This window comes from Pectobacterium zantedeschiae (assembly GCF_004137795.1).
Lineage (GTDB): Bacteria > Pseudomonadota > Gammaproteobacteria > Enterobacterales > Enterobacteriaceae > Pectobacterium > Pectobacterium zantedeschiae.
Genome location: NZ_NWTM01000001.1, coordinates 3,203,858 through 3,226,535, shown reverse-complemented (window position 1 = coordinate 3,226,535; position 22,678 = coordinate 3,203,858). Strand labels below are relative to the sequence as shown.

General features: G+C 52.8%; 21 protein-coding genes. 9 read left to right on the top strand and 12 right to left on the bottom strand.

From position 1 onward, the window contains the following. Position 1: 1 nt before the first annotated feature. Genes CLR69_RS14515 through tldD form a run of 4 tightly spaced genes read left to right on the top strand, consistent with a single transcriptional unit; the run spans position 2 to position 7,428 of the window. Entirely contained in the window at positions 2–595 is a 594-nt protein-coding gene (locus CLR69_RS14515) for a Maf family protein (RefSeq protein ID WP_129713547.1), read from the top strand. Beyond that, complete coding sequence (gene rng / locus CLR69_RS14510) at positions 585–2,054, top strand: ribonuclease G (RefSeq protein WP_048258346.1); 1,470 nt, start codon at positions 585–587, stop codon at positions 2,052–2,054. The genes CLR69_RS14515 and rng overlap by 11 nt, the downstream gene beginning before the upstream one ends. 41 nt (positions 2,055–2,095) lie before the next feature. Beyond that, positions 2,096–5,926, top strand: a complete 3,831-nt coding sequence (gene yhdP / locus CLR69_RS14505) for an AsmA2 domain-containing protein YhdP (RefSeq protein WP_129713546.1) — start codon at positions 2,096–2,098, stop codon at positions 5,924–5,926. A 56-nt stretch (positions 5,927–5,982) separates the two neighbouring features. Next, entirely contained in the window at positions 5,983–7,428 is a 1,446-nt protein-coding gene (tldD, locus tag CLR69_RS14500) for a metalloprotease TldD (RefSeq protein ID WP_129713545.1), read from the top strand. Between the two features lie 39 nt (positions 7,429–7,467). On the opposite strand, the gene aaeR is transcribed toward tldD, so the two are convergent. Further along, positions 7,468–8,412, bottom strand: a complete 945-nt coding sequence (aaeR, locus tag CLR69_RS14495; RefSeq protein WP_129713544.1) for an HTH-type transcriptional activator AaeR — start codon at positions 8,410–8,412, stop codon at positions 7,468–7,470. 466 nt (positions 8,413–8,878) lie between these two features. On the opposite strand from aaeR, the gene aaeX reads away from it, so the two are divergent. From aaeX to CLR69_RS14475, 4 genes are all read left to right on the top strand, one after another. Then, positions 8,879–9,082 (top strand): p-hydroxybenzoic acid efflux pump operon protein AaeX, encoded by a 204-nt coding sequence (aaeX, locus tag CLR69_RS14490; RefSeq protein WP_005975424.1) that lies wholly within the window; start codon positions 8,879–8,881, stop codon positions 9,080–9,082. A gap of 7 nt (positions 9,083–9,089) precedes the next feature. After that, on the top strand, positions 9,090–10,055 hold the full coding sequence (aaeA, locus tag CLR69_RS14485) for a p-hydroxybenzoic acid efflux pump subunit AaeA (protein WP_129702512.1): 966 nt from the start codon (positions 9,090–9,092) through the stop codon (positions 10,053–10,055). Positions 10,056–10,093: 38 nt separating this feature from the next. After that, positions 10,094–12,055, top strand: coding sequence for a p-hydroxybenzoic acid efflux pump subunit AaeB (gene aaeB / locus CLR69_RS14480; protein ID WP_422762869.1), 1,962 nt, complete (start codon positions 10,094–10,096; stop codon positions 12,053–12,055). A gap of 139 nt (positions 12,056–12,194) precedes the next feature. Continuing rightward, positions 12,195–13,649, top strand: a complete 1,455-nt coding sequence (locus tag CLR69_RS14475) for an NAD-dependent succinate-semialdehyde dehydrogenase (RefSeq protein WP_129702513.1) — start codon at positions 12,195–12,197, stop codon at positions 13,647–13,649. A 99-nt stretch (positions 13,650–13,748) separates the two neighbouring features. Here the strand turns inward: CLR69_RS14475 and yjgA are convergent, their stop codons facing one another. Beyond that, positions 13,749–14,300, bottom strand: coding sequence for a ribosome biogenesis factor YjgA (gene yjgA, locus CLR69_RS14470; protein WP_129702514.1), 552 nt, complete (start codon positions 14,298–14,300; stop codon positions 13,749–13,751). Between the two features lie 295 nt (positions 14,301–14,595). Between yjgA and pmbA the strand changes: the two genes are divergently transcribed. Next, positions 14,596–15,936: a metalloprotease PmbA gene (pmbA, locus tag CLR69_RS14465; RefSeq protein WP_129713543.1), complete on the top strand. Its 1,341-nt coding sequence runs from the start codon at positions 14,596–14,598 to the stop codon at positions 15,934–15,936. Positions 15,937–16,008: 72 nt separating this feature from the next. Here the strand turns inward: pmbA and rnk are convergent, their stop codons facing one another. From rnk to kdsC, 10 genes are all read right to left on the bottom strand, one after another. Beyond that, positions 16,009–16,419, bottom strand: a complete 411-nt coding sequence (gene rnk / locus CLR69_RS14460; RefSeq protein ID WP_129713542.1) for a nucleoside diphosphate kinase regulator — start codon at positions 16,417–16,419, stop codon at positions 16,009–16,011. Between the two features lie 154 nt (positions 16,420–16,573). Continuing rightward, positions 16,574–16,846: a PTS phosphocarrier protein NPr gene (gene npr, locus CLR69_RS14455; protein ID WP_129702517.1), complete on the bottom strand. Its 273-nt coding sequence runs from the start codon at positions 16,844–16,846 to the stop codon at positions 16,574–16,576. Between the two features lie 31 nt (positions 16,847–16,877). Beyond that, entirely contained in the window at positions 16,878–17,735 is an 858-nt protein-coding gene (gene rapZ, locus CLR69_RS14450; protein ID WP_129713541.1) for an RNase adapter RapZ, read from the bottom strand. A 151-nt stretch (positions 17,736–17,886) separates the two neighbouring features. Continuing rightward, complete coding sequence (gene ptsN, locus CLR69_RS14445; RefSeq protein WP_129713540.1) at positions 17,887–18,360, bottom strand: PTS IIA-like nitrogen regulatory protein PtsN; 474 nt, start codon at positions 18,358–18,360, stop codon at positions 17,887–17,889. Between the two features lie 96 nt (positions 18,361–18,456). Then, the gene (hpf, locus tag CLR69_RS14440) at positions 18,457–18,744 is read right to left on the bottom strand and encodes a ribosome hibernation promoting factor (protein WP_011091920.1); all 288 of its coding nucleotides are present in this window, start codon (positions 18,742–18,744) and stop codon (positions 18,457–18,459) included. 23 nt (positions 18,745–18,767) lie between these two features. Continuing rightward, complete coding sequence (gene rpoN, locus CLR69_RS14435) at positions 18,768–20,201, bottom strand: RNA polymerase factor sigma-54 (RefSeq protein ID WP_129702519.1); 1,434 nt, start codon at positions 20,199–20,201, stop codon at positions 18,768–18,770. Between the two features lie 49 nt (positions 20,202–20,250). Further along, complete coding sequence (gene lptB, locus CLR69_RS14430; RefSeq protein ID WP_010296638.1) at positions 20,251–20,976, bottom strand: LPS export ABC transporter ATP-binding protein; 726 nt, start codon at positions 20,974–20,976, stop codon at positions 20,251–20,253. Positions 20,977–20,979: 3 nt separating this feature from the next. After that, positions 20,980–21,552, bottom strand: a complete 573-nt coding sequence (lptA, locus tag CLR69_RS14425; RefSeq protein WP_129702520.1) for a lipopolysaccharide ABC transporter substrate-binding protein LptA — start codon at positions 21,550–21,552, stop codon at positions 20,980–20,982. Next, complete coding sequence (gene lptC / locus CLR69_RS14420) at positions 21,533–22,099, bottom strand: LPS export ABC transporter periplasmic protein LptC (RefSeq protein ID WP_129702521.1); 567 nt, start codon at positions 22,097–22,099, stop codon at positions 21,533–21,535. The genes lptA and lptC overlap by 20 nt, the downstream gene beginning before the upstream one ends. Next, positions 22,096–22,662 (bottom strand): 3-deoxy-manno-octulosonate-8-phosphatase KdsC, encoded by a 567-nt coding sequence (kdsC, locus tag CLR69_RS14415; RefSeq protein ID WP_129702522.1) that lies wholly within the window; start codon positions 22,660–22,662, stop codon positions 22,096–22,098. Before kdsC ends, lptC begins: the two co-directional genes overlap by 4 nt. Positions 22,663–22,678 lie beyond the last annotated feature (16 nt).

Genomic DNA, 22,678 nt, shown 5'->3' with positions numbered 1-22,678 from the left:
CATGACTCTGCTTTATCTGGCCTCCGCTTCTCCCCGCCGTCGTGAACTGCTCACGCAGCTCGACATTCCTTTTTCTGTGCTGAATGTCGCGGTGGAAGAACAACGTTTACCAGAGGAAGCGGCGGAGGTTTACGTCCGGCGTCTGGCGCATGAAAAAGCCACCGCGGGTGTCGCGGCTGCACCGTCTGATTTACCGGTTCTGGGGGCGGATACTATCGTCGTGCTGAACGGCCAGGTATTGGAAAAACCTCAGGACGAAACCCATGCGGCAGAGATGCTGAGCCAACTGTCCGGCAAACAACATCAGGTGATGACCGCCGTCGCGCTGGCAGATAAAGACGATATATTAAGTTGTCTGGTGATAACCGACGTCATCTTCCGTCCGCTCTCGCAGCAGGATATCGAACGGTATATCGCGAGCGGTGAGCCGATGGATAAAGCGGGCGCTTACGGTATTCAGGGCAAAGGTGGATGCTTTGTCCGGTCGCTCAACGGGAGCTATTACGCGGTCGTTGGGCTGCCGTTGGTAGAAACCCATGAGCTATTCAGTAATTTTGCTGCATTGCGGAGTGCAAGAGGAAAACATGACTGCTGAGTTACTGGTAAACGTTACACCATCAGAAACGCGCGTTGCCTATATCGACGGCGGTATTCTGCAAGAAATTCATATTGAGCGTGATGCGAAACGCGGTATTGTCGGCAACATTTATAAAGGTCGTGTGAGCCGCGTCCTGCCGGGCATGCAGGCGGCGTTTGTGGATATTGGCTTGGATAAAGCCGCGTTCCTGCACGCCTCCGATATTATGCCGCACACCGAATGTGTTGCCGGTGACGAACAAAAGAATTTTCACGTCCGTGATATCGCCGAACTGGTGCGTCAGGGGCAGGACCTTATGGTTCAGGTTGTCAAAGATCCGCTGGGAACCAAAGGCGCACGTCTGACTACCGACATCACACTGCCATCGCGCTATCTGGTGTTCATGCCCGGCGCATCGCACGTTGGCGTTTCACAGCGTATTGAGAGTGAAGCGGAGCGCGATCGCTTAAAGAAAACGGTCGCTGACTATTGCGATGATGATGGTGGTTTTATCATTCGCACCGCAGCAGAAGGGATCGGTGAAGAAGAGCTCTCGCAGGATGCGGCGTTCCTGAAGCGCCTGTGGGGCAAGGTGATGGAGCGCAAAAAGCGTAACCAGAGCAAATGTAAGCTCTACGGTGAAGTCGCGCTCGCACAGCGAATCTTACGGGATTTTGCAGGGGCTGCACTGGATCGTATTCGGATTGACTCCCGACTGACGTACGAAGCGTTGCTGGAGTTTACCTCTGAATATATCCCGGAAATGACGCGCAAACTCGAACACTACGCGGGTAAGCAGCCGATTTTTGACCTGTTTGATGTAGAAAATGAGATCCAGCGTTCGCTGGACAGAAAGGTTGAACTGAAGTCCGGTGGCTATTTGATCATTGATCAGACGGAGGCGATGACGACTGTCGATATCAACACGGGAGCATTCGTCGGCCACCGCAATCTGGATGAAACCATTTTCAATACCAATACGGAAGCGACGCAGGCGATTGCGCGGCAGCTGCGCCTGCGTAACCTCGGCGGCATCATCATTATCGACTTCATCGATATGAATAACGAAGATCACCGTCGGCGTGTGCTGCATTCACTGGAGCAGGCGCTGAGTAAAGATCGGGTTAAAACCAGTATTAACGGCTTCTCTCAACTAGGATTAGTAGAGATGACGCGCAAGCGCACGCGTGAGAGTATCGAACACGTGTTGTGCCATGAATGCCCGACGTGTCATGGTCGTGGCACGGTGAAGACGGTAGAAAGCGTCTGTTATGAAATCATGCGTGAAATCGTGCGTGTCCACCACGCTTATGACACTGACCGTTTCCTGGTCTATGCCTCACCAGCTGTCGGTGAAGCGCTGAGAAGTGAAGAGTCGCACGCGTTAGCTGAGGTTGAAATTTTCGTCGGCAAGCAGGTCAAAGTACAAATCGAACCCCTGTATAGCCAGGAGCAGTTTGACGTCGTAATGATGTAAATTCGTGCGCTCGTCGTCGGCGACGAAAGAAGGAGAAATTAGTGAGGCGACTGCCCGGAATATTAGTCATCACGGGTGCCACTCTTGTCGTGATGGTTGCGCTGTTAGTCAGCGGCTTAAGACTGGTGCTGCCACAGCTCGATCATTTCCGGCCACAGCTGGTGGCCTGGGCGCAGTCTGCTGCCGGTGTTCCGTTAGAAATCGGCTCAATGACGGGGCGCTGGGAGTCCTTTGGCCCCACGCTGGAAATTGAAAAATTTCGCACTTCTCTGCCGGAATCGGACTGGCAGGTTGATCGCATTACGCTGGCGCTGGATGTGTGGCAGTCGCTGTTGCACGGGCGCTGGCAGTTCCGCGATCTCACGTTTCATCAGTTAAAGCTCGATCTTAATAGCCAATTTAATGAGCCGCAGCAGGATAACAAACTGATGGAGTCCGGAAAGGTCAGCGATCTTTTCCTGCGCCAGTTTGACCACTTTGATCTGCGTGATAGCCAAATTACCTTTCTTACCCCTTCCGGTTCCCGAGCGGAACTCAGTATTCCTCAACTGACCTGGTTGAATTCCGACAATCGTCACCGTGCAGAAGGTTTGATCAGCCTGTCGAGTTTTAACGGCCAGCACGGTGTGGTGCAGATGCGCATGGATTTGCGCGATGAGCAGGGGCTGCTTGGTAACGGTACGTTCTATCTGCAAGCAGACAATATCGATATGAAGCCTTGGCTCAGCCGCTGGATGAAAAACAATACCGGGCTGGAAAGCGCTGATTTTAGTCTGGCGGCATGGCTCAACGTCCGTGACGGTGGGATACACAGTGGCGATGTGCTCCTTAATCAGGGGACGGCAAGCTGGGGTGAGGGAAGTGATGCACATCGTCTGAATGTGGATGACATGACGCTACATGTTAGCCGTCAGGAAAACGGCTGGCAGGTGGATGTTCCTGAATTGAATCTGGCAACGGATGGCGTCGCCTGGCCGAAAGGTCGGCTTTCTGCCCTGTGGCTGCCAAAAAATGAACACATGCTAGGGCCCGACCGGCAGGAAGAGCTACGCATCCGAGCCAGTAATCTGGCGCTGGATCGGGTAAGCACGTTGCTTCCATTGCTGTCCGGCACTACGCCAGCTTTGAAAGCGCACTGGGATGAACTGCAACCGACGGGCACATTGAATACCGTTGCCGTCGATATCCCTCTGCAACAGCCAGAGAGAAGCCGCTTTCACGCCAACTGGCAGGATGTGAGCTGGAAGCAGTGGAAATTGCTGCCGGGAGTCGATCACTTTTCCGGTTCTGCCCGTGGTAGCGTTGAGCGTGGTCAAGTCAGTGTTACGTTAAAGCAGAGCACATTGCCCTATGTGGATATGTTCCGCGCGCCGCTGGAAATCAAGCAGGCCAGTGGCACGATAGACTGGCGTAATGACGCACAAGGGTTATCGCTCTGGAGCCATGGGCTGGACGTAGAGGCGAAATCGCTGTGGGCTAACGGTGATTTCCGTTACGAACAGCCTGCTAAGCAGGAACCGAAGCTGGATATTCTGGCGGGAATTCGGTTGACCGATGCGGCGGATGCCTGGCGCTACTATCCTGAACTGTTTATGGGCACTGAACTGGTGGACTATCTGAGCGGTGCGCTGAAGGGCGGTCGCGTCGATAATGCGACGCTGATTTTTGCCGGTAATCCGCAACATTTCCCCTATATCCATAACGAAGGCCAGTTTGAAGTTTGGGTACCCGTTAAGGATGCCACCTTTGAGTTTCAGCCGGGCTGGCCTGCGCTAACGCCGCTGGATATCAATCTGGATTTCGCTAATAACGGTCTGTGGATGTTTGCACCGCAAACCTGGCTGGGTAAGGTTGAAGGCAAAAATATTAGCGCGGTCATTCCTGATTATGAAAAAGAGATGCTGCTTATTGACGGTGAACTGGATGGTCCAGGGCCAGAAGTGGGTAACTATTTTCATCAGACGCCGCTGAAATCCTCGCTGGGTACGGCGCTGGACGAACTGAAAATTGGCGGGCCAGTGAAAGGCACGCTGCATCTGGATATTCCGCTTGTTGGTGATGATGTCCGCGCCAGTGGCGACATCGCGCTGAATAATAACAGCCTGTATATCAAACCACTGGATACCACGATTAAGAATCTCACGGGTAAGTTCCGCTATGAAAACGGCAATTTACGCAGTGAAACACTACAGGCGAATTGGTTGAATCAGCCGATGGCGGTCAATTTCACGACGGAAGAGCAGGCGAAAGCGTTTCTGGTGAATGTGGGCTTGCAGGGCGACTGGCAGCCAGCGCTATTGCCCGGTATACCAGCATCGGCAAGTAAAGCCCTGTCTGGTACGGCTAACTGGAAAAGTACGGTTGCTGTCAACCTGCCGCACTCGGGTAAAACAACCTACGATGTTGATGTACAAGCTGATTTAAATAAAGTGAGTAGTCACTTACCTAATCCGCTAAATAAACCGGCTGGTGAGAACCTGCCGCTGGAGGTCAAAGCAAGCGGCGACCTGAATGGTTTTACTATGCAGGGGCGAGTGGGCAAAGATAACCGTTTCAATAGCCAATGGCTGCTGAAAGGCGACACCGTGACGCTGGCACGGGCAAGCTGGCAGAATGCGGCAGCAACGGCTCCGGCATTACCAGACGATTCCGCTTTGGAGCTTGATCTCCCGCCGCTGGATGCAGAAAGCTGGCTGGGGCTTTTGCCGTCGCTACGAACCTCGACGTCGGCGGAAGGGAAGAAAGCGCGTAGCTCTCTACGTTTCCCTGAGGCGGTGACGCTGCAGACGCCTGAGCTGCAACTGTTAGGACAGCAGTGGCACGATCTGGAAATTACGCGAAAAAATACGCTTGGCGGCAGTGAAGTGCAGGCGAAAGGACGCGAAATTGACGGAAAGGTTGAGATACCCAATCGTGGTATGTGGCGCAGCGACATTAATTATCTCTACTACAATCCTCAGTGGAAAGGTAATGAAGCGACCAATCCGGTGGCTCTGGCGGAGAAAAAATCACCGCTGAACGACCCAAGTATCAGCTTTGAAGACTGGCCGTCGCTGGCGGTTAACTGCCGTCAGTGTTGGATTATCGGGCAGAATATGGGACGTATTCAGGGAACGTTGTTGCCGGAGAAGGAGAAATTGACGCTGTCGGACGGCATTATTGATACAGGCAAAGCGCGCCTGACGGTAAACGGGTCCTGGCAGGAAAATGCAGAAGGTGTACGGACTGCACTAAAAGGCCGTCTGACGGGGGATAGCCTGGAACAGAATGCTAACTGGTTTGGCGTAGATTCACCGCTGAAGGCGGGGTCTTTCGATGTGGATTACGATTTATATTGGCGCGGTACGCCTTGGGCGCCGGATATTGCCAGCCTGAGCGGGATATTGCACACGCGCATTGGCAAAGGTGAAATAGCCGAGGTCGGTGCGGGTCAAGCTGGCCAATTACTGCGTTTATTGAGCTTCGATGCGCTGATGCGTAAGCTGCGGTTCGATTTTAGTGATACGTTTGGTCGTGGGTTCTACTTTGACTCGATTCGCAGCACTGCATGGATTAAAGACGGCGTGCTGCATACTGATGATATGCTGATCGACGGGCTGGAGGCGGACATCGCGATGAAAGGCGATCTCGACCTCGCTAAGCGACAGGTCAATATGGAAGCGGTTATCGCCCCGGAAATTTCTGCGACGGTGGGCGTAGCGACCGCATTTGCCGTCAATCCGGTTGTGGGAGCAGCGGTGTTTGCTGCCAGTAAAGTGTTAGCACCGCTATGGAACAAGATTTCGCTGATTCGCTACCAGATTTCCGGTAGCCTCGATCAACCAAAGATTCAGGAAGTGCTGCGTGAGCCGAACAATAAGAAAGGCGAATAATGCCGTTAGGGCAGCGCAGTGTACTCAGCCGATTATCTGATAAAGAGTGAAAAACTATGAGCCTTTCGTTTGTCAGTGAGCAGTTACTCACCGCCAACAAATTGAATCTTGACGATCTCGCCGCTGTGCTGGGGTCGCTTAATGAGCGCCGACTGGATTATGCCGACCTCTATTTCCAATCCAGCTATCATGAATCCTGGGTACTGGAAGATCGCATCATCAAAGACGGTTCCTATAACATCGATCAGGGTGTGGGTATCCGTGCGATTGACGGTGAGAAAACCGGGTTTGCATATGCCGATCAGATCACGCTGAACGCATTGCATCAGAGCGCGCAGGCAGCACGCAGTATTGTGCGAGAACAAGGCACCGGAACGGCACGCACGCTGGGTGAAGTATCGCACCGCGCGCTCTATCCGACATTGAATCCGCTGGATAGCCTGATGCGTGAAGATAAGATTGCGCTGTTGCAACGAGCGGATACGGTCGCACGCGCCGCCGATGCGCGAGTGCAGGAAGTGTCTGCCAGCTTGACCGGCGTGTATGAGCTGGTGCTGGTGGCTGCGACGGATGGCACGCTGGCGGCAGATGTGCGTCCGCTGGTTCGCTTGTCGATCAGCGTGCTGGTCGAAGCTGACGGTAAACGTGAGCGTGGTAGCAGCGGCGGCGGCACGCGTGGCGGCTATGAGTATTTCTGGGAAGTGACGGACGGTGAAGCTCGCGTTGACGCCTGGGCGAAAGAAGCGGTGCGCATGGCGATGGTTAACCTGTCGGCGGTGGCGGCACCCGCAGGGCCAATGCCTGTAGTGTTAGGCGCAGGTTGGCCGGGCGTTCTGCTGCATGAAGCGGTCGGTCACGGTCTGGAAGGCGACTTTAACCGTCGCGGTACGTCAGTATTCAGCGGACAGATGGGCAAACTTGTTGCGTCAGAACTGTGTACGGTGGTGGATGACGGTACGTTGAGTGGGCGTCGTGGTTCCCTCTCAATGGATGACGAAGGCGTTCCGGGGCAATACAACGTTCTGATCGAAAACGGCATTCTGAAAGGCTACATGCAGGACAAGCTGAATGCTCGTCTGATGGGCGTTGCGCCGACGGGTAACGGTCGCCGCGAGTCTTATGCGCATCTGCCGATGCCGCGTATGACAAACACCTACATGTTGGCTGGTAAATCGACGCCTGAAGAGATTATCTCCAGCGTCGAATACGGTCTGTATGCGCCAAACTTTGGTGGTGGTCAGGTTGATATCACCTCTGGCAAATTCGTCTTCTCGACATCCGAAGCCTATCTGATCGAAAAAGGGCGTATCACCACGCCAGTTAAGGGCGCGACGCTGATTGGCTCTGGCATTGAAGCGATGCAGCAGATCTCTATGGTCGGTAATGATCTGGCGTTGGATAAAGGCGTCGGCGTGTGTGGCAAAGAAGGGCAAAGCCTGCCAGTCGGCGTTGGTCAGCCTACGTTGAAGCTGGAAAGCCTGACTGTTGGCGGCACTGCGTAATTCGCTCAGATACCCTGAATTCCCTTTGAAACCGCGCTTTTATAAGCGCGGTTTTTTTTCCTCGCCTTGATCTTGCCGATAGCCTTGATATGTCAGGGCGACGTTTTTGAAGTATTCCGTCATGTAATTAATGCAGACTTGTACTTTCAGCGGCAGGTTGTCTTTGCGTGTGTAGAGCGCGTAGACCGGGCGTGGATCGGAGTGATAGCGGTTGAACAGAATTTCGATTTCGCCACGATTAATTTCGTCCACGATCCACATAATCGGAACATACGCGATACCGGCTCCGGCCTTGAGCCAGCGCACCAGCGTTTGTGGATCGTTGGTGACAAAGCGACCTTGTGGCGTGACGCGGGTCGAAATGCCTTCTGGGGCGATCAGCTCAAATTCGCTGTCGGGTCGAACGCTGTATTCCAGCCAGGAAAAATTCACCATATCTGCTGGCTTATCCGGCGTGCCGTGCTGCGCCAGATAGCTTTTCGCGGCACAGACCACCATCGGCATCGAGCCTAATCGCTTCGAAAATAGGCTGGAGTCCTGTAGTGCACCGACGCGGATAACGATATCCAATCCGTCGGCGATCAGATCGGGAGCGGGAATTCCGGTGACCAGATTGACGGATAAACCGGGATATTCCTTCAACATCACGGCAGTCATGGTGGACAACACATTCTGCGCCATGGTGGACGAGCTACCAATACGCAACGTGCCGATCGGCGTGTTGTTGAAGGCATAAAGCTGTTCGTGTACCTCATGCGCCTCATGCAGCATTCGACGACAGCCGTGATAGTAAATCTTCCCCGCCTCCGTCAGACCAATGCTGCGCGTACTACGGTTCAGCAGTTTAATCTGTAGTTCATCTTCGAGCTTGGTGACAGTCTGACTGACGGCGGAGACGCTCATCTGCAATTGACGGGCGGCGGCGGTAAAAGAACCAAATTCCACCACGCGGGCAAACACCGACATACTCTTTAGTCTTTCCATTATTCACTCTGGCTTAAAAGTGATTTAGATCACACTATGTAGATAAGGTGATAATAAGCATCCATAATATAGCCTATCCGATGATGCCGGGTGGAGCATTGTCCGCTCAAGACTCCCCAATAATTATTTATCTAATATATAGCCTAAATAATTCGAGTTGCAGGAAGGCGGCAAGCGAGGGAATCCCGATGAGCTTACACAGGTAAGTGATTCGGGTGAGTGAACGCAGCTAACGCACATGCAGCTTGAAGTATGACGGGTATAGAGTAATACGCTGATTTCCCATCGTTAGTCAGTCCCTGCTGGCATCGCTACTCATCAGTTTAACGTTATCTCATTCGCTGGCTGGCAGCCTGCGGGATGAGGCGCTTTTGTCTATGCTGAATGTCAGTATCAGACGACATAATTTACCATCCGGTAGCACACCTGCTTGCTACCGCTACCTAATAGAAAAAAGGAAAAGAGGATGAGTTCACTCCCGGTTATGGTGCTGTTCGGGTTGTCATTTCCCCCCGTATTTTTTGTCTTGCTGGTGTCGCTGACCCTGTTTTTTGTCGTGAACCGCCTGCTGCAACCGACGGGTATCTATGACTTCGTTTGGCATCCTGCGCTGTTTAACAGCGCGCTGTTCTGCTGCTTGTTCTATTTACTGTTCCGTTACGGTCTGTGAGGCGTCTGTGAAAAGTTTCTTTCTAACCTTGTTTAGGCAGCAGGCCGCACTGATCAAAAAATTGAGCCGCGTGGTCATCACGCTGGTCATTGTGCTGTGTGCGATTGTGGCCATTTTTCGTGTCTGGGCGTTTTATACCGAATCACCCTGGACGCGTGATGCCAAGTTTACGGCTGATGTGGTGGCGATCGCCCCGGACGTCAGTGGATTACTGACTGACGTTCGCGTCACCGACAATCAGTTGGTTAGTAAAGGTGATGTACTGTTTGTCATCGACCAGCCGCGTTACCACCAGGCCGTGGCGCAGGCGGAAGCGGATGTTGCTTACTATCAGGCGCTAGTGACGGAAAAACGCCGGGAGTCAGGACGTCGTGCTCGGCTGGGCGTCAGCGCGATGTCACAGGAAAATATCGATCAGTCCAGTAATGCGTTAGAAACCGCAACGCACCAGCTTGCTAAATCGCAGGCGGTATTGTCACTGGCGAAACTGGAGCTGGAGCGTACCGTGGTGCGTGCCCCTGCCGACGGCTGGGTCACCAACCTGCATGTGCAGAGCGGTGAGTTCATCGAACGCGGGAATACAGCGGTAGCGCTGGTGAAGAAGGATTCGTTTTACCTGCTGGCGTACATGGAAGAGACCAAACTTGAGGGCGTTCGCCGTGGCTATCGTGCAGAAATCACCCCGCTGGGTAGCGAAAAGATATTTTACGGTACGGTCGATAGCGTGGCGGCTGGGGTAAATAACAGCAGCAACAGTGCGAATACTAAAGGCCTGGCTAATGTAGATTCTAATCTGGAGTGGGTGCGTTTAGCGCAGCGCGTTCCGGTAAAAATTCGTCTCGATCGTCAAATGGGTGACCTCTATCCGGCTGGCACGACGGCGACTGTGGTGATTACTGGCGAGCACGTCAACAATGACAAAAAACCGTCGCCACTCATTCGCTTGCTTTATCGCCTGCGTGAGTTTGGCTAAGTGAGACGATGATGAAAACCTCGTCGTTGACAGGATCTATGTTCTTTACGACACCGAAATTTGCGCGCCTTCGCTTTGCTTTCAAACTGAGTTTTGCGATTGTGCTGTCCCTGTTTCTAGGGTTCCACCTACAGTTAGAAACCCCGCGCTGGTCGGTTCTGACGGCGGCGATTGTCGCTGCTGGCCCGGCATTCGCTGCGGGCGGTGAGCCGTTTTCGGGTGCGATTCGCCATCGTGGCATATTGCGAATTATCGGAACTTTTATCGGCTGTATTGGTGCCCTTGTCATTATTATTGCCACCGTTCGTGCGCCTGTGGTTATGCTGATGCTGTGCTGTATTTGGGCTGGCCTTTGCACCTGGGTTTCCTCACTGGTTAAAGTCGAAAACGCCTATGTTTTCGGGCTGGCGGGCTATACCGCGCTGATTATTATTGTGTCGACGCAGGGAACGCCGCTGCTGACGCCGCAGTTTGCCGTGGAGCGCTGTAGCGAGATTGTGCTGGGTATCGTCTGTGCCATTCTGGCCGATTTACTGTTCTCACCACGTTCGATCAAGCAGGATGTTGACCGCAGCATCGGTGAACTGCTGGTGGATCAGTATCGGTTACTGCAACTCAGCATGAGTGGTGCGGAAAAAGAAGCGATAGACGCGGCATGGCACGCACTGGTGCGTAAAACGACCGCGCTAAGCGGTATGCGCAGTAGCCTGATGCTGGAGTCCTCGCGCTGGCAGAACAGCAATCGCCGCTTAATGTCGTTACATACGCAATCGCTCACGATGATCACTCAGTCGTGTGAAACTTACCTGATTTTGCAGGATGCACCGACCCCTGTAAAAAGCAGCCTGAAGCTGGTGTTGGAGCAGCCTGTTGAGTCGTTCCGTGATGTGCATGGTCGTGTGAAAGCATTGCGCCACTTGATCGCGGCTGACAGCCGTGATGTGCCGCCAACACTGATCGACTGGGTTGGTGCGGCGACGCGTTATCTGCTGATGGCGAAGGGTGTGCAGACCAACGGACGCATCAATACGATAGAAGCTGACGTGCTGAACAGCGATGTAGAAATTAAAGCTCCTTCAGCGGAAACCCACCATGCCATGATCAACGGCTTACGCACAGGTGTAGCGACGGCGCTAGGCTGCCTGTTTTGGCTCAGTACCGGCTGGACGTCTGGCAGCGTGTGTATGGTAATGATTGCGGTGGTGACATCGCTTGCCATGCGTTTGCCGAATCCACAGATGATGGCGAAAGATTTTCTTTTTGGGACAATCTACGCGCTGCCATTGGGGGCGCTGATGTTCATGTTTATCATGCCATCGACGCAGCAAAGTATGCTGCTGCTGTGCTTGAGTCTGGGGGCAATGGCTTTCTTTCTCGGGCTTGAAGTACAAAAACGTAGGTTGGGTTCGCTGGGCGCATTGGCCAGTACGATCAATATTCTGGTGTTGGACAACCCGATGACGTTCAACGTCAGCCAGTTTCTGGACAGCGCGATCGGTCAGATCATCGGCTGTTTCCTGGCGCTGATGGTGATCCTGCTGATCCGGGATAACACCAAGGCGCATACTGGGAGAACGTTGTTGAACCGCTTTGTGTATGGCGCGGTTTCGGCGCTGACCACCAACAGGGCGCGGCGCAAGGAGAATCACCTGCCTGCGCTGTACCAACAGCTGTTCCTGCTGCTGAACCGTTTCCCTGACGACATTGCCAAATATCGCCTCGCACTGTGGCTGATCATCATGCACCAACGTCTGAGAACGCTGGATATCCCGCAAAACGCGGCGCTGTCTGCCTTTCATCGTCAGATTCGTGCGACGGCGGAGCAGGTGATTTCAGCCCGACGCGATACTACACGCAGCCGCTATTTTACGCAGTTGCTGGATGAGCTTGAGCGCTATCAGCAGATGCTGACAGAACAGCAGCTTCCACCGAGCGTGACTGCGCCCGTGGGGCGATTGACTGGAATTCTGCGTGATTATCAGCATGCGCTGAGCAACTAATCATCAGTGGATGAGGCGGTGCAGCCACCTAACGATTAATCCGAGAGTGGCGCAGGTCGTGCCCATCACTCCTATACTGAATTATCCATAGCTTCTCTCAGAACGTCATGAGATATGACCATTTTCAGGAGGTAACACGATGTCAGGACACCATTTGCAGGATCATGAACTGTTTAAAACGGGCTACTTCGTTGCGGGGAAATGGCAGCAGGGCGGAACCACTTTCGAGGTGGTGAATCCGGCGACGGGCGAGTCTATTGCCAGCGTAGCGAAAGCAGGAAAGAAAGAGACGCAGGCCGCGATTGACGCGGCCCATGCCGCATTCCCTGCCTGGAAGCGTAAAACCGCGAAGGAACGTTCTGAAATTCTGTATCGCTGGTACGAGTTGATTCTGGAGAATAAACGCTATCTGGCGGAGTTGATGACCGCCGAGCAGGGCAAGCCGGTGCAGGAAGCTGAAGGCGAAGTCGTTTACGCGGCGAATTTCATCCAGTGGTTTGCTGAGCAGGGAAAGCGGGCCAACGGTGAGATTATTCCGCCTGCTAAACCTGGATCGAAGATTTATGCCACACGTGAACCCGTAGGAGTTGTTGTCGCTATTACACCGTGGAATTTTCCGTTGGCGATGTTAACGCGTAAGTTAGGGCCAGCGTTGGCGGCAGGGTGTACGGGGGTTATCAAACCCGCGAATAATACGCCGCTGTCTGCGTTTGCGCTGCTGGCACTGGCGCAGCAGGCGGGTGTGCCGGATGGCGTCCTCAACGGCGTCGCGGGCGATACGCAGGCGATAAGCGATACCGTCATGGCGAGCGATAAAGTGCGAAAAATTTCCTTCACCGGCTCAACGGCGGTAGGGAAAACGCTGGTGCGCAACGCGGCCGATACCATGAAGAAAGTGTCGATGGAACTGGGCGGCAACGCGCCTTATATCGTGTTTGATGATGCGGATATTCAGGCCGCAGTGAAAGGCGCGATCGCTAACCGCTTCCGTAACGCCGGCCAAGTTTGCGTCAGTGCCAACCGGTTTTATATTCAGGATGGCGTCTACGATGAGTTTGTTTCCCAGCTTGCTGAAGAAGTGAAAAAGCTGAAGGTTGGCAATGGTATGGATGACGGCGTTGAGCTCGGCCCACTGATCGATGATGCTGCTGTTGAGAAGGTGGAAAAACACGTCAATGACGCAGTGAAAAAAGGCGGTAAGGTGCTGGTTGGTGGCAAACGGCACAAGCTGGGCCACAGCTTTTTCGAACCGACAGTGATTGTTGACGCTGATGAGGCGATGCTGCTTGCGCAGGAAGAAACCTTTGGTCCTGTCGCGCCGTGTTTTCGTTTCAAAACGGAAGAAGAGGTGATCGAACGCGCTAACAATACGCCGTTTGGTCTGGCCGCTTACTTCTACAGCCAGAATTTGCAGCGTGTGTTCCGCGTAGCAGAAGCGCTGGAAAGCGGCATGATTGGCATTAACGAATGTGCCGTTTCGACTGAACTTGCTCCCTTTGGCGGTGTGAAAGAATCGGGGCTAGGTCGTGAAGGTTCTGTGCTGGGGCTGGACGAGTTTCTGGAAGTGAAAACCTGGCATCTGGGCGGTCTGTGATCTGAATGAATGTCGCGATCTGAATTGATCGTGAACGCAATGAGATACAGGTAATCCACGGGATGAGCGAGTCATATACTCCTCATCCCGTTATCGCCATTAATCTATGGTTTCAGCTAGCTCACGCAGATACTGGAAGATCTGACGAGTGGCTTTGGGTGGTTTGTTCGCGGCTTTCTCTTTCTGTGCATTGCGCACCAGAGAACGCAACTGCTGACGGTCGGCATGTGGATACAGCGCCAGAATCTCTGGAACCACATCGTCGCCCTCAGCAATCAGACGGTCACGCAGCTGTTCCAGTTTGTGGAATAACGCCACCTGCTGATTATGACGGTTATTCAGCTTATCCAGTGCGATTTGGATCGGTTCTGGATCGCGAGCACGCAGCATTTTACCAATCAGCTGTAGCTGACGGCGGCGGCCTTCTTTCTTAATCCGCTGCGCCAGTTCTACCGCCGCACGCAGATCGTCATCTAACGGGATCTTCTCCAGGGCATTTTTACCCAGATCAACCAGTTCCGCACCGAGATCTTTCAGCACTTCGGCGTCACGCTTTATTTCGCTTTTACTGACCCAGATAATTTCATCATCTTCGTCGTCTTCTTGATTATCCGGGACGTCGTTCAGCCAGTCTTCGGGTTTTTGCTTCATGGTTGGCTCCTAAAAAGTGTCCAGGAGCAATTCTTAACGCTACGCGTAGCGGCTCCGGGATGGTGAACAGCGTGCCCACCAGAAAAAAAGAGGCTGATACTAACAGGTTTGGGCTTTGTGCGAAATTGTCCGTAGATCCTGTTAGACTAGAAAACATTATGCTACACCTTTTTATGCTCGTCATACTTCAAGTTGCATGTGTGTTGGCTACGTGAAGTATTTAGAGTATACCCCCTTCGTGCTTGCTTGCGGGGATGATGATGGTGAGCTTTCTTCCACTCATTATGGCAGAACAATGACGATAACTACTCAGGTTGCAGAGCAGCGTAAAGCGCTGGAACTCGCGGTTGCTCAGGCGCTGGAACTGGCGCGTGCCGGTTCTGATGCGGCAGAAGTCGCGGTGTCAAAAACGACGGGCATTAGCGTCAGTACCCGTTATGGTGACGTTGAAAATGTTGAATTCAATAGCGATGGTGCATTGGGCATCACGGTTTATCACCAACAGCGTAAAGGTAGCGCATCGTCTACCGATCTCAGCCCAGATGCGATAGCACGTACTGTACAAGCCGCACTGGATATTGCGCGCTATACCTCTGTCGATCCTTTTGCTGGCCCGGCGGATCGCGATCTTCTGGCGTTTGATGCGCCTGATCTGGATCTGTTCCATCCGACCGAGCTGGATGCGGATCGTGGCATTGAGTTAGCCGCTCGCGCAGAGCAAGCTGCACTACAGGCTGACAAGCGTATCACCAACACCGAAGGCGGCAGCTTTAACAGTCACTATGGCGTTAAAGTGTTCGGTAATAGCCACGGCCTACTGAAAAGCTACTGCTCCAGCCGTCATTCCATGTCCAGCTGTGTGATTGCTGAAGTGAATGGCGATATGGAACGGGATTATGCATACACCGTTGGCCGTGCGCTGGAAGATTTGCGTAGCCCTGAATGGGTGGGCGAAGAGTGCGCGCGCCGGACGTTATCGCGCCTGTCACCGCGTAAACTGCCAACCATGCAGGCGCCGGTGATGTTTTCTGCGGAAGTGGCGACGGGCCTGTTTGGTCATTTGGTTGGTGCCATCAGCGGCGGCAGCGTTTACCGTAAATCCACCTTCCTGCTGGATAAACTGGGTCAGCAGATTCTGCCAGAGTGGCTGACGATTGAAGAACAGCCGCATCTGCTGAGAGGGCTGGCCTCTACGCCGTTCGATAGCGAAGGTGTACGGACGCAGGCGCGTGAAATTGTGAAGGCTGGTGTGTTGCAGACATGGCTGATGACGAGCTACTCCGCACGTAAACTGGGGATGCAGAGTACCGGCCACGCTGGCGGTATCCATAACTGGCGGATTGCCGGACAAGGTTTGGATTTCAACGGTATGTTGAAACAGATGGGCAAAGGCCTGTTGGTGACTGAACTGATGGGACAAGGTGTGAGCGGTGTAACGGGGGATTATTCCCGCGGGGCATCCGGCTTCTGGGTCGAAAACGGCGAAATTCAGTATCCGGTCAGCGAGATTACGATCGCGGGTAACCTGAAAGACATGCTGCGTAATATTGTGACGGTAGGGAACGATATCGAAACCCGAAGCAATATCCAGTGTGGTTCTGTGTTGCTACCAGAGCTGAAAATCGCAGGGGAATAAATCTGGCCTACATTGAGTAACCGTCGCCGTCGGCAGTGTCCGACGGCTGTTACTCTATAGCATTTCTCTGGCTTAGCTGTGGTACTCGCCTGCGGCTTCTGGCTGATAGAGTAGTTCTAATACTTCAATTCGCGTTTCTTCACCGTTTGGCAACTGCCAGGTGATCGCGTTTCCCACATGCATTCCCAATAGTGCTGCGCCCAGCGGAGCCATCACCGACAGTGGTTCTTTACTGTCCTTCACCGCAGCTGGATACACCAGTGTGCGGATATGCTCTTCGTTGGTATTCAGATCGCGGAAACGCACCCGACTATTCATGGTGACGACATGTGAGGGAATCGATGCTGAAGGCAGGATTTCTGCCCGATCCAGTTCCTCATTCAACGCCTGTGCAATATCGCTGTCCGCAAAAGCGGGCTGCTCCAATAACATATCTAGACGTTCTGCATCCAATTCACTGATTGTCAGGTTAGGTTTCTTCATACTCCTCTCCAGTTGATGTTTTCTGATGATATAAAAATAACCCCCCGCGCCCAGAGGAGCAGGGGGTATAAGAAAATATGATATTAGGGATAGTAGGAGGTTCGGAAGGGAAAGTGAAGCACTAAGGTCTACAGATAGCCTGCTAAGGAAATAGCTAGTCTTCGTCGAACCCAGATTCGAATAGGTCGATAACGGCAGAAAGCGCCTGTGCTTCATCTGGGCCAGTGGCTTCTACCTCTATAAGGCGCCCTTTGGCCGAGTCCAACATCAGCATGGCAATCACGCTACTTGCCTCTGCTTCGGTGCCGCTATCGTTACGCAGTATCACTTCCGCATCAAAGCTCTGTACGAGTTCGAACAGCTTCATCGCTGGGCGAGCATGCATACCCAGCTTGTTTTTGATTTCAACCGTTTGGCGGACTGTCATAGGTTACCTGACTGTGCTGGTTTGCCGACTATCACGAGGGTTTCCGTTTTTCCAGCGTACGGTGGCGTGACTGTACGTTCTTACCGCGTGAGCGGAAATAGTCCGCTAACTGCTCCGCGATATACACCGAACGGTGTTTCCCGCCAGTACAGCCAATAGCGACAGTCAGATAGCTACGGTTATTGGTTTCCAGCATTGGCAGCCACAGTTCGAGATAGCTACGAGTCTGGTAGATGAAATTGTGAACTTCGGTATGCCTGTCGAGGAAGGATGCAACGGGCTTATCCAGACCGGTCATCGGGCGCAGTTTCGGATCCCAGTGCGGGTTCGGCAGGAAGCGCACGTCAAAGACGTAATCCGCATCGATAGGAATACCGTGCTTGAAGCCGAACGATTCGAACACCATCGTGAGTTCGCGCTCTCGTTTGCCGAGCAGTCGCGTACGCAGCATTTCGGCCAGTTCGTGCACCGACATCTCTGAGGTGTCAATAATCAGATCGGCACGTGAACGCAGCGGTTCCAGCAGGTCACTTTCTTCATCAATCGCGCTTTCCAGAGACAGATTCTTGCTGGACAGCGGATGCAGGCGACGGGTATCGCTGTAGCGACGGATTAACGTATTGCGATCGGCATCCAGAAACAGTAATTGGGGCGAGAAGCTTGGTGGCAGTTGCTCCATGGCATGCTCAAAGATTTCCGGTGATTCCGGCATATTGCGCACGTCAATGCTGACCGCTGCGGAAATGTTCCGTGCCGCAAGCGTATGAGCCAGTTCTGGCAGCAACACCACGGGTAGATTATCTACGCAGTAGAACCCCATATCTTCCAATGCGCGCAGGGCGACAGATTTCCCTGAACCTGAGCGACCACTGACAATCATCAGCACCATCTGACGACTCCCCTCTGGCAATGTGATGGCGAATTTTCATTGCCGCTGTTTTTATAAAGTGATGTATAGCTAAAAAAATGACGGCTTAGCGCACGGATTGCAAGCATTCTCTGACGCTACCGCGAATTGCCCGTCATCGTGAATATGGCGATTAACCGGCTTCCGTCATAATCTGGTACAGCTCTTCATCGCTTTGCGCCGCACGCAGGCGTCGGCAAACCGTTTTATCCGCCAGCCGCTTGGCAACAAGCGACAGGGTGTGCAAATGGGTTTTACATTGTTCAGCCGGAACCAGCAAGGCAAAAAGTAGATCAACGGCCTGATTATCAATGGCATCGAAAGCGATCGGTTGCTCTAACTGGATGAAAACACCGATGGCCCCCAGCGCATTATCGTCTTCCAGCTTACCGTGAGGAATGGCAATGCCACCGCCGATTCCCGTGCTGCCCATACGTTCCCGGGTGAGGATAGCATCAAAGATAATCTGCGAAGGAATGTTAAGCTGCCTGGCGGCCAGCTCACTGATAATTTCCAATGCCCGTTTCTTACTCTGGCAGTGGACGGTGCTTCGGGTGCACTCAGGACGTAATACGGTGCTGAGTTGCAATACAGAATCGTGGCTCATTTTATTTTCACTTAACGACGCTTTCACTTCTGGTGATCCCGACCCACCCGATGAGTGGGCCGAGTTTGTTCCTTTGCCAAACGGCAAAGGAGAAAATTAGTGCTGTTTAAGTTTATCTTTATGCTTATTGAGCTGTCTCGCCAGCTTATCAATCAATAAATCTATCGCGGCGTACATATCTTCCGCTTCAGAGGTTGCATGCAGCTCTCCACCATTAACATGGAGCGTGGCCTCGGCAATTTGCTGAACTTTTTCCACTCTCAATACCACATTGACCTGATTAATCCGGTCAAAATACTGCTCTAATTTGGCAAACTTGCCATTCACAAAATCACGCAGCGGTTCAGTGATCTCGATGTGGTGTCCGGTAATGTTGAGCTGCATAGTGTCTTCCTTCTCTGTTGAGATCAAATCAGTTGTTTACGCTGATTTGATGGTGGGATAGATAAAGACTCTCGGTATTTTGCAACGGTACGGCGCGCTACGATGATGCCTTGATCGGAGAGCAAGGCGGTCAGCTTGCTATCGCTGAGTGGCTTCGCGGGGTTTTCTGCCGCAATAAGCTTCTTCACCAGCGCGCGAATTGCCGTTGACGAGGCTTCTCCGCCGCTATCGGTATTTACGTGGCTGGAGAAGAAATATTTTAGCTCAAAAATGCCGCGTGGACTGTGCAGGAACTTCTGTGTCGTCACGCGTGAGATGGTGGACTCATGCATATCCACCGCCTGAGCGATGTCTGCCAGTACCATCGGCTTCATGAATTCTTCACCCTGCTCGAAGAAATTCTGCTGCTGCTCGACGATACAGCGGGTGACTTTTAGCAGTGTGTCATTACGACTTTCCAGGCTCTTGATGAGCCAACGCGCCTCTTGCAGGTTACTGCGGATAAATTGCCCGTCACTGTCGTTGCGTGCACTATTACCCAGCGCCGCATACTGCTGGTTAATCTGCAAGCGGGGAACGCTATCGGTGTTCAGTTCAACGGCCCAGACTCCCTGAACTTTGCGCACCAGTACGTCAGGGATCACGTATTCGGATTCACCCGTGTTGATCGACTGCCCTGGGCGTGGATCGAGCGATTGGATCAGCGCCAGCGCTTCTTTCAGCACTTCTTCTTTCAGACGAGTAATGCGTATCAGGCTGCGGAAATCATGGTTAGCTAACAGATCGAGATGATCGCTGACGATCAGGCGAGCTTCGGCCAGACGTGGGGTGCTATCGGCGAATTGGGAAAGCTGTACCAGCAGGCAATCACGCAGATCGCGGGCAGCAACGCCTACGGGATCGAAGCGCTGCACGCGCTTAAGTACGGCCTCGACTTCTTCCAGCGTCACGTCATCGTCACCAATGCTGTCGAGGATGTCCTCTAGCGGCACGGTCAGGTAGCCAGTGTTGTCTACCGCATCGACGATAGAGGTCGCGATGGCTGCGTCGGTGTCTGAAAACGGGGTTAGCTCAACCTGCCACATCAGGTAATCCTGAAGTGTTTGCGTAGTTTCGCCTTGATAAATAGGCAGTTCTTCATCGCGATAGTCGGTGCCGGTGCCCGACGGTGTGCCTGCGGAGTAGATTTCATCCCAGGTGGCATCGAGCGGCAATTCTTCCGGCATATCTCTTTGTTCAAGGGCTTCACCGGTGTCCAGAGAATCGCTGTCTGCCTTTTCAAATGACTCGATTTCGTCGTGCTGATCCGTTTGTTCGAGCAACGGATTGCTTTCCAGCGCCAGTTGAATCTCCTGTTGCAATTCAAGCGTGGACAGTTGCAACAGGCGGATCGCCTGTTGGAGCTGTGGAGTCATGGCCAGTTGCTGGCTAAGCCTGAGTTGCAAACCTTGCTTCATAAATCGCGCTAACGTCCCATAAGTACTACAAAGAAAAAATATTACCCTATCAGAGTCGGAAGCCTTCGCCCAGATAGACGCGTTTCACCTGTTCATCGGCCAGAATATCGGTCGGTGAACCGTGGGCGATCAGGTTGCCCTGACTCACGATATAGGCTCGTTCACAGACATCAAGCGTTTCGCGGACGTTATGATCGGTAATCAACACGCCAAGCCCGCTGTCACGCAGATGCTCAATGATTTTTTTAATATCCAGTACGGAGATCGGGTCTACGCCCGCAAATGGTTCATCCAACAGGATGAATTTAGGATTTGCTGCCAGCGCACGAGCAATCTCTACGCGGCGTCTTTCCCCACCGGACAGTGATTGTCCCAGACTATCGCGCAAATGAATAATATGGAATTCTTCCATCAGTTCATTAGCACGATCTTCCTGCTGCTCGGTCGTCAGATCTTTACGGATCTGTAACACCGCCATCAGGTTGTCATAGACGCTTAAGCGACGGAAAATAGAGGCTTCCTGCGGTAGATAGCCGATGCCGCGCAGGGCGCGTTCGTGCAGGGGAAGCAGGCTGATGTCATCGTCGTCAATAACGATGCGTCCTTCATCACGCGGGACGATACCGACAACCATGTAAAATGTGGTGGTTTTACCAGCACCGTTCGGCCCGAGCAGGCCGACGATTTCACCAGAATTGACGGTGAGGCTGACGTTTTCCACGACCTTACGGCCTTTGTACGCCTTGGCCAAATTTTCTGCGGTTAATGTTGCCATAACTTATTCAGTGACCCGTGGTTGCGGTTGTTGAGAACGAGAAGGCTGGCTCTTGTTCTCTTTCTCCTGAAGCTGAGAAGGGACTAACACCGTTGTCACACGTTTTCCTTTATCGCTGGTCGCTTCCATCTGCTGCTGTTTCACCAGATAGGTGATGCGATCGCCTTTTACATTACTGTCCTGCTGTTCCAGATAAGCATCACCTGTCAGCACCAGAAAGTCTTTGGCCAGTTCATAGCGGATTTTTTGCGCGTGACCTTTTACCGGTTTGCCATTGTCCTGCATCTGGTAGAACGTCACGGGGTTACCGTAACCTTCCACGACTTCACTGCCTTGCGTGCCCTGTGGACGCGTCACGACGACCTTGTCGGCCTTCACTTCAATCGTCCCTTGCTTAACAACAACATTGCCGGTGAACGTCACCGTGTTACCCTGCATATCCAGGGATTGCTGTGCTGAATCAATGTGAATTGGTTGGTTGCTATCACCCGTGACGGCAAAAGCGGAAACGCTGACGGCGAACAGCGAGCTGGCGATCAGGGTGTTACGCATCAGGTTATTGGTTTTGGATTTCATAAGAGGTTTTTACCTTTTCGATCAACTCGGCCGTTTTGTTACGCAGATTTCCGCGCATTTTCATTCCGCTTGAGGTAAAGCTGGTGCCGTACAGGGTGACTTCATCATCGGAAGAGACGTCCTGCGTGACCAGATTCACCTGGGCATTATTCGTTGTGACGCGCTGAAGCTGTGCGTCCTTCGTCAGGCTATTCACCTCGACGTGGCCGTACAGATAGAGCATCTTGTCTTTTGTCAGCTTGGCGCGATCGGCGCGTACTGACCAGGTTGCTGTGCCTTGCTCGTTGAATAGCGTGGCAACAGGGGTTGTAAACCAACTCAACTGTTCGTCGTTGAAATACTCTGCTTTTTCCGAAATCAGTCTGTAGCTCAATTTACCAGCAGGGCTATATACCTGTGTGTCGGTCTTTTCGCTGGTATAGACTGGTACAGCGGGATCGTTGGCATCCGGTGTCGTTACCGTGTTGTCATCCGCAATATTCCAGCCGATGAGGATAAGCACTAATAGTGCCAGAAAAGCGGTTAGCCAACGTTTGGTTTTACTCATATTGACAACCCTTTGGCATGCTCCAGCTTGTCCTGCGCAAACAGAATCAAATCACACAGCTCACGTACTGCACCACGTCCTCCCGCAATGCGGGTGACATAATCTGCGCGCGGTAACAGCAGCGGGTGCGCATCTGCCACGGCAACGCTCAGCCCGACCTGTGCCATCACTGGCCAGTCGATCATATCGTCGCCAATATACGCGACCTGATTTGCTGTTACTGACAGTTTATCTAACAGATCGTTGAAGGCCAAAACCTTATCCGATTGCCCCTGATAAAGATGGTTAATACCTAGCGTTTTACAGCGATCTTCCAGCAATTTTGCGGAACGTCCGGTAATGATGGCAACCTCAATGCCTGATGTCAGCAAGCAGCGAATGCCATAGCCATCACGGACGTTAAAGGCTTTCAGCTCTTCGCCGTGGTTACCCATGTAAATCAGACCATCGGACATCACGCCGTCAACGTCGCAGATTAACAGGCGAACTTCACGGGCTTTATCCAGTACCTGTTGATCGACAGGCCCATAACAGGTATCGGTTTGCGCCCTGGTTTCACTCATTCACAATTATCCTTTC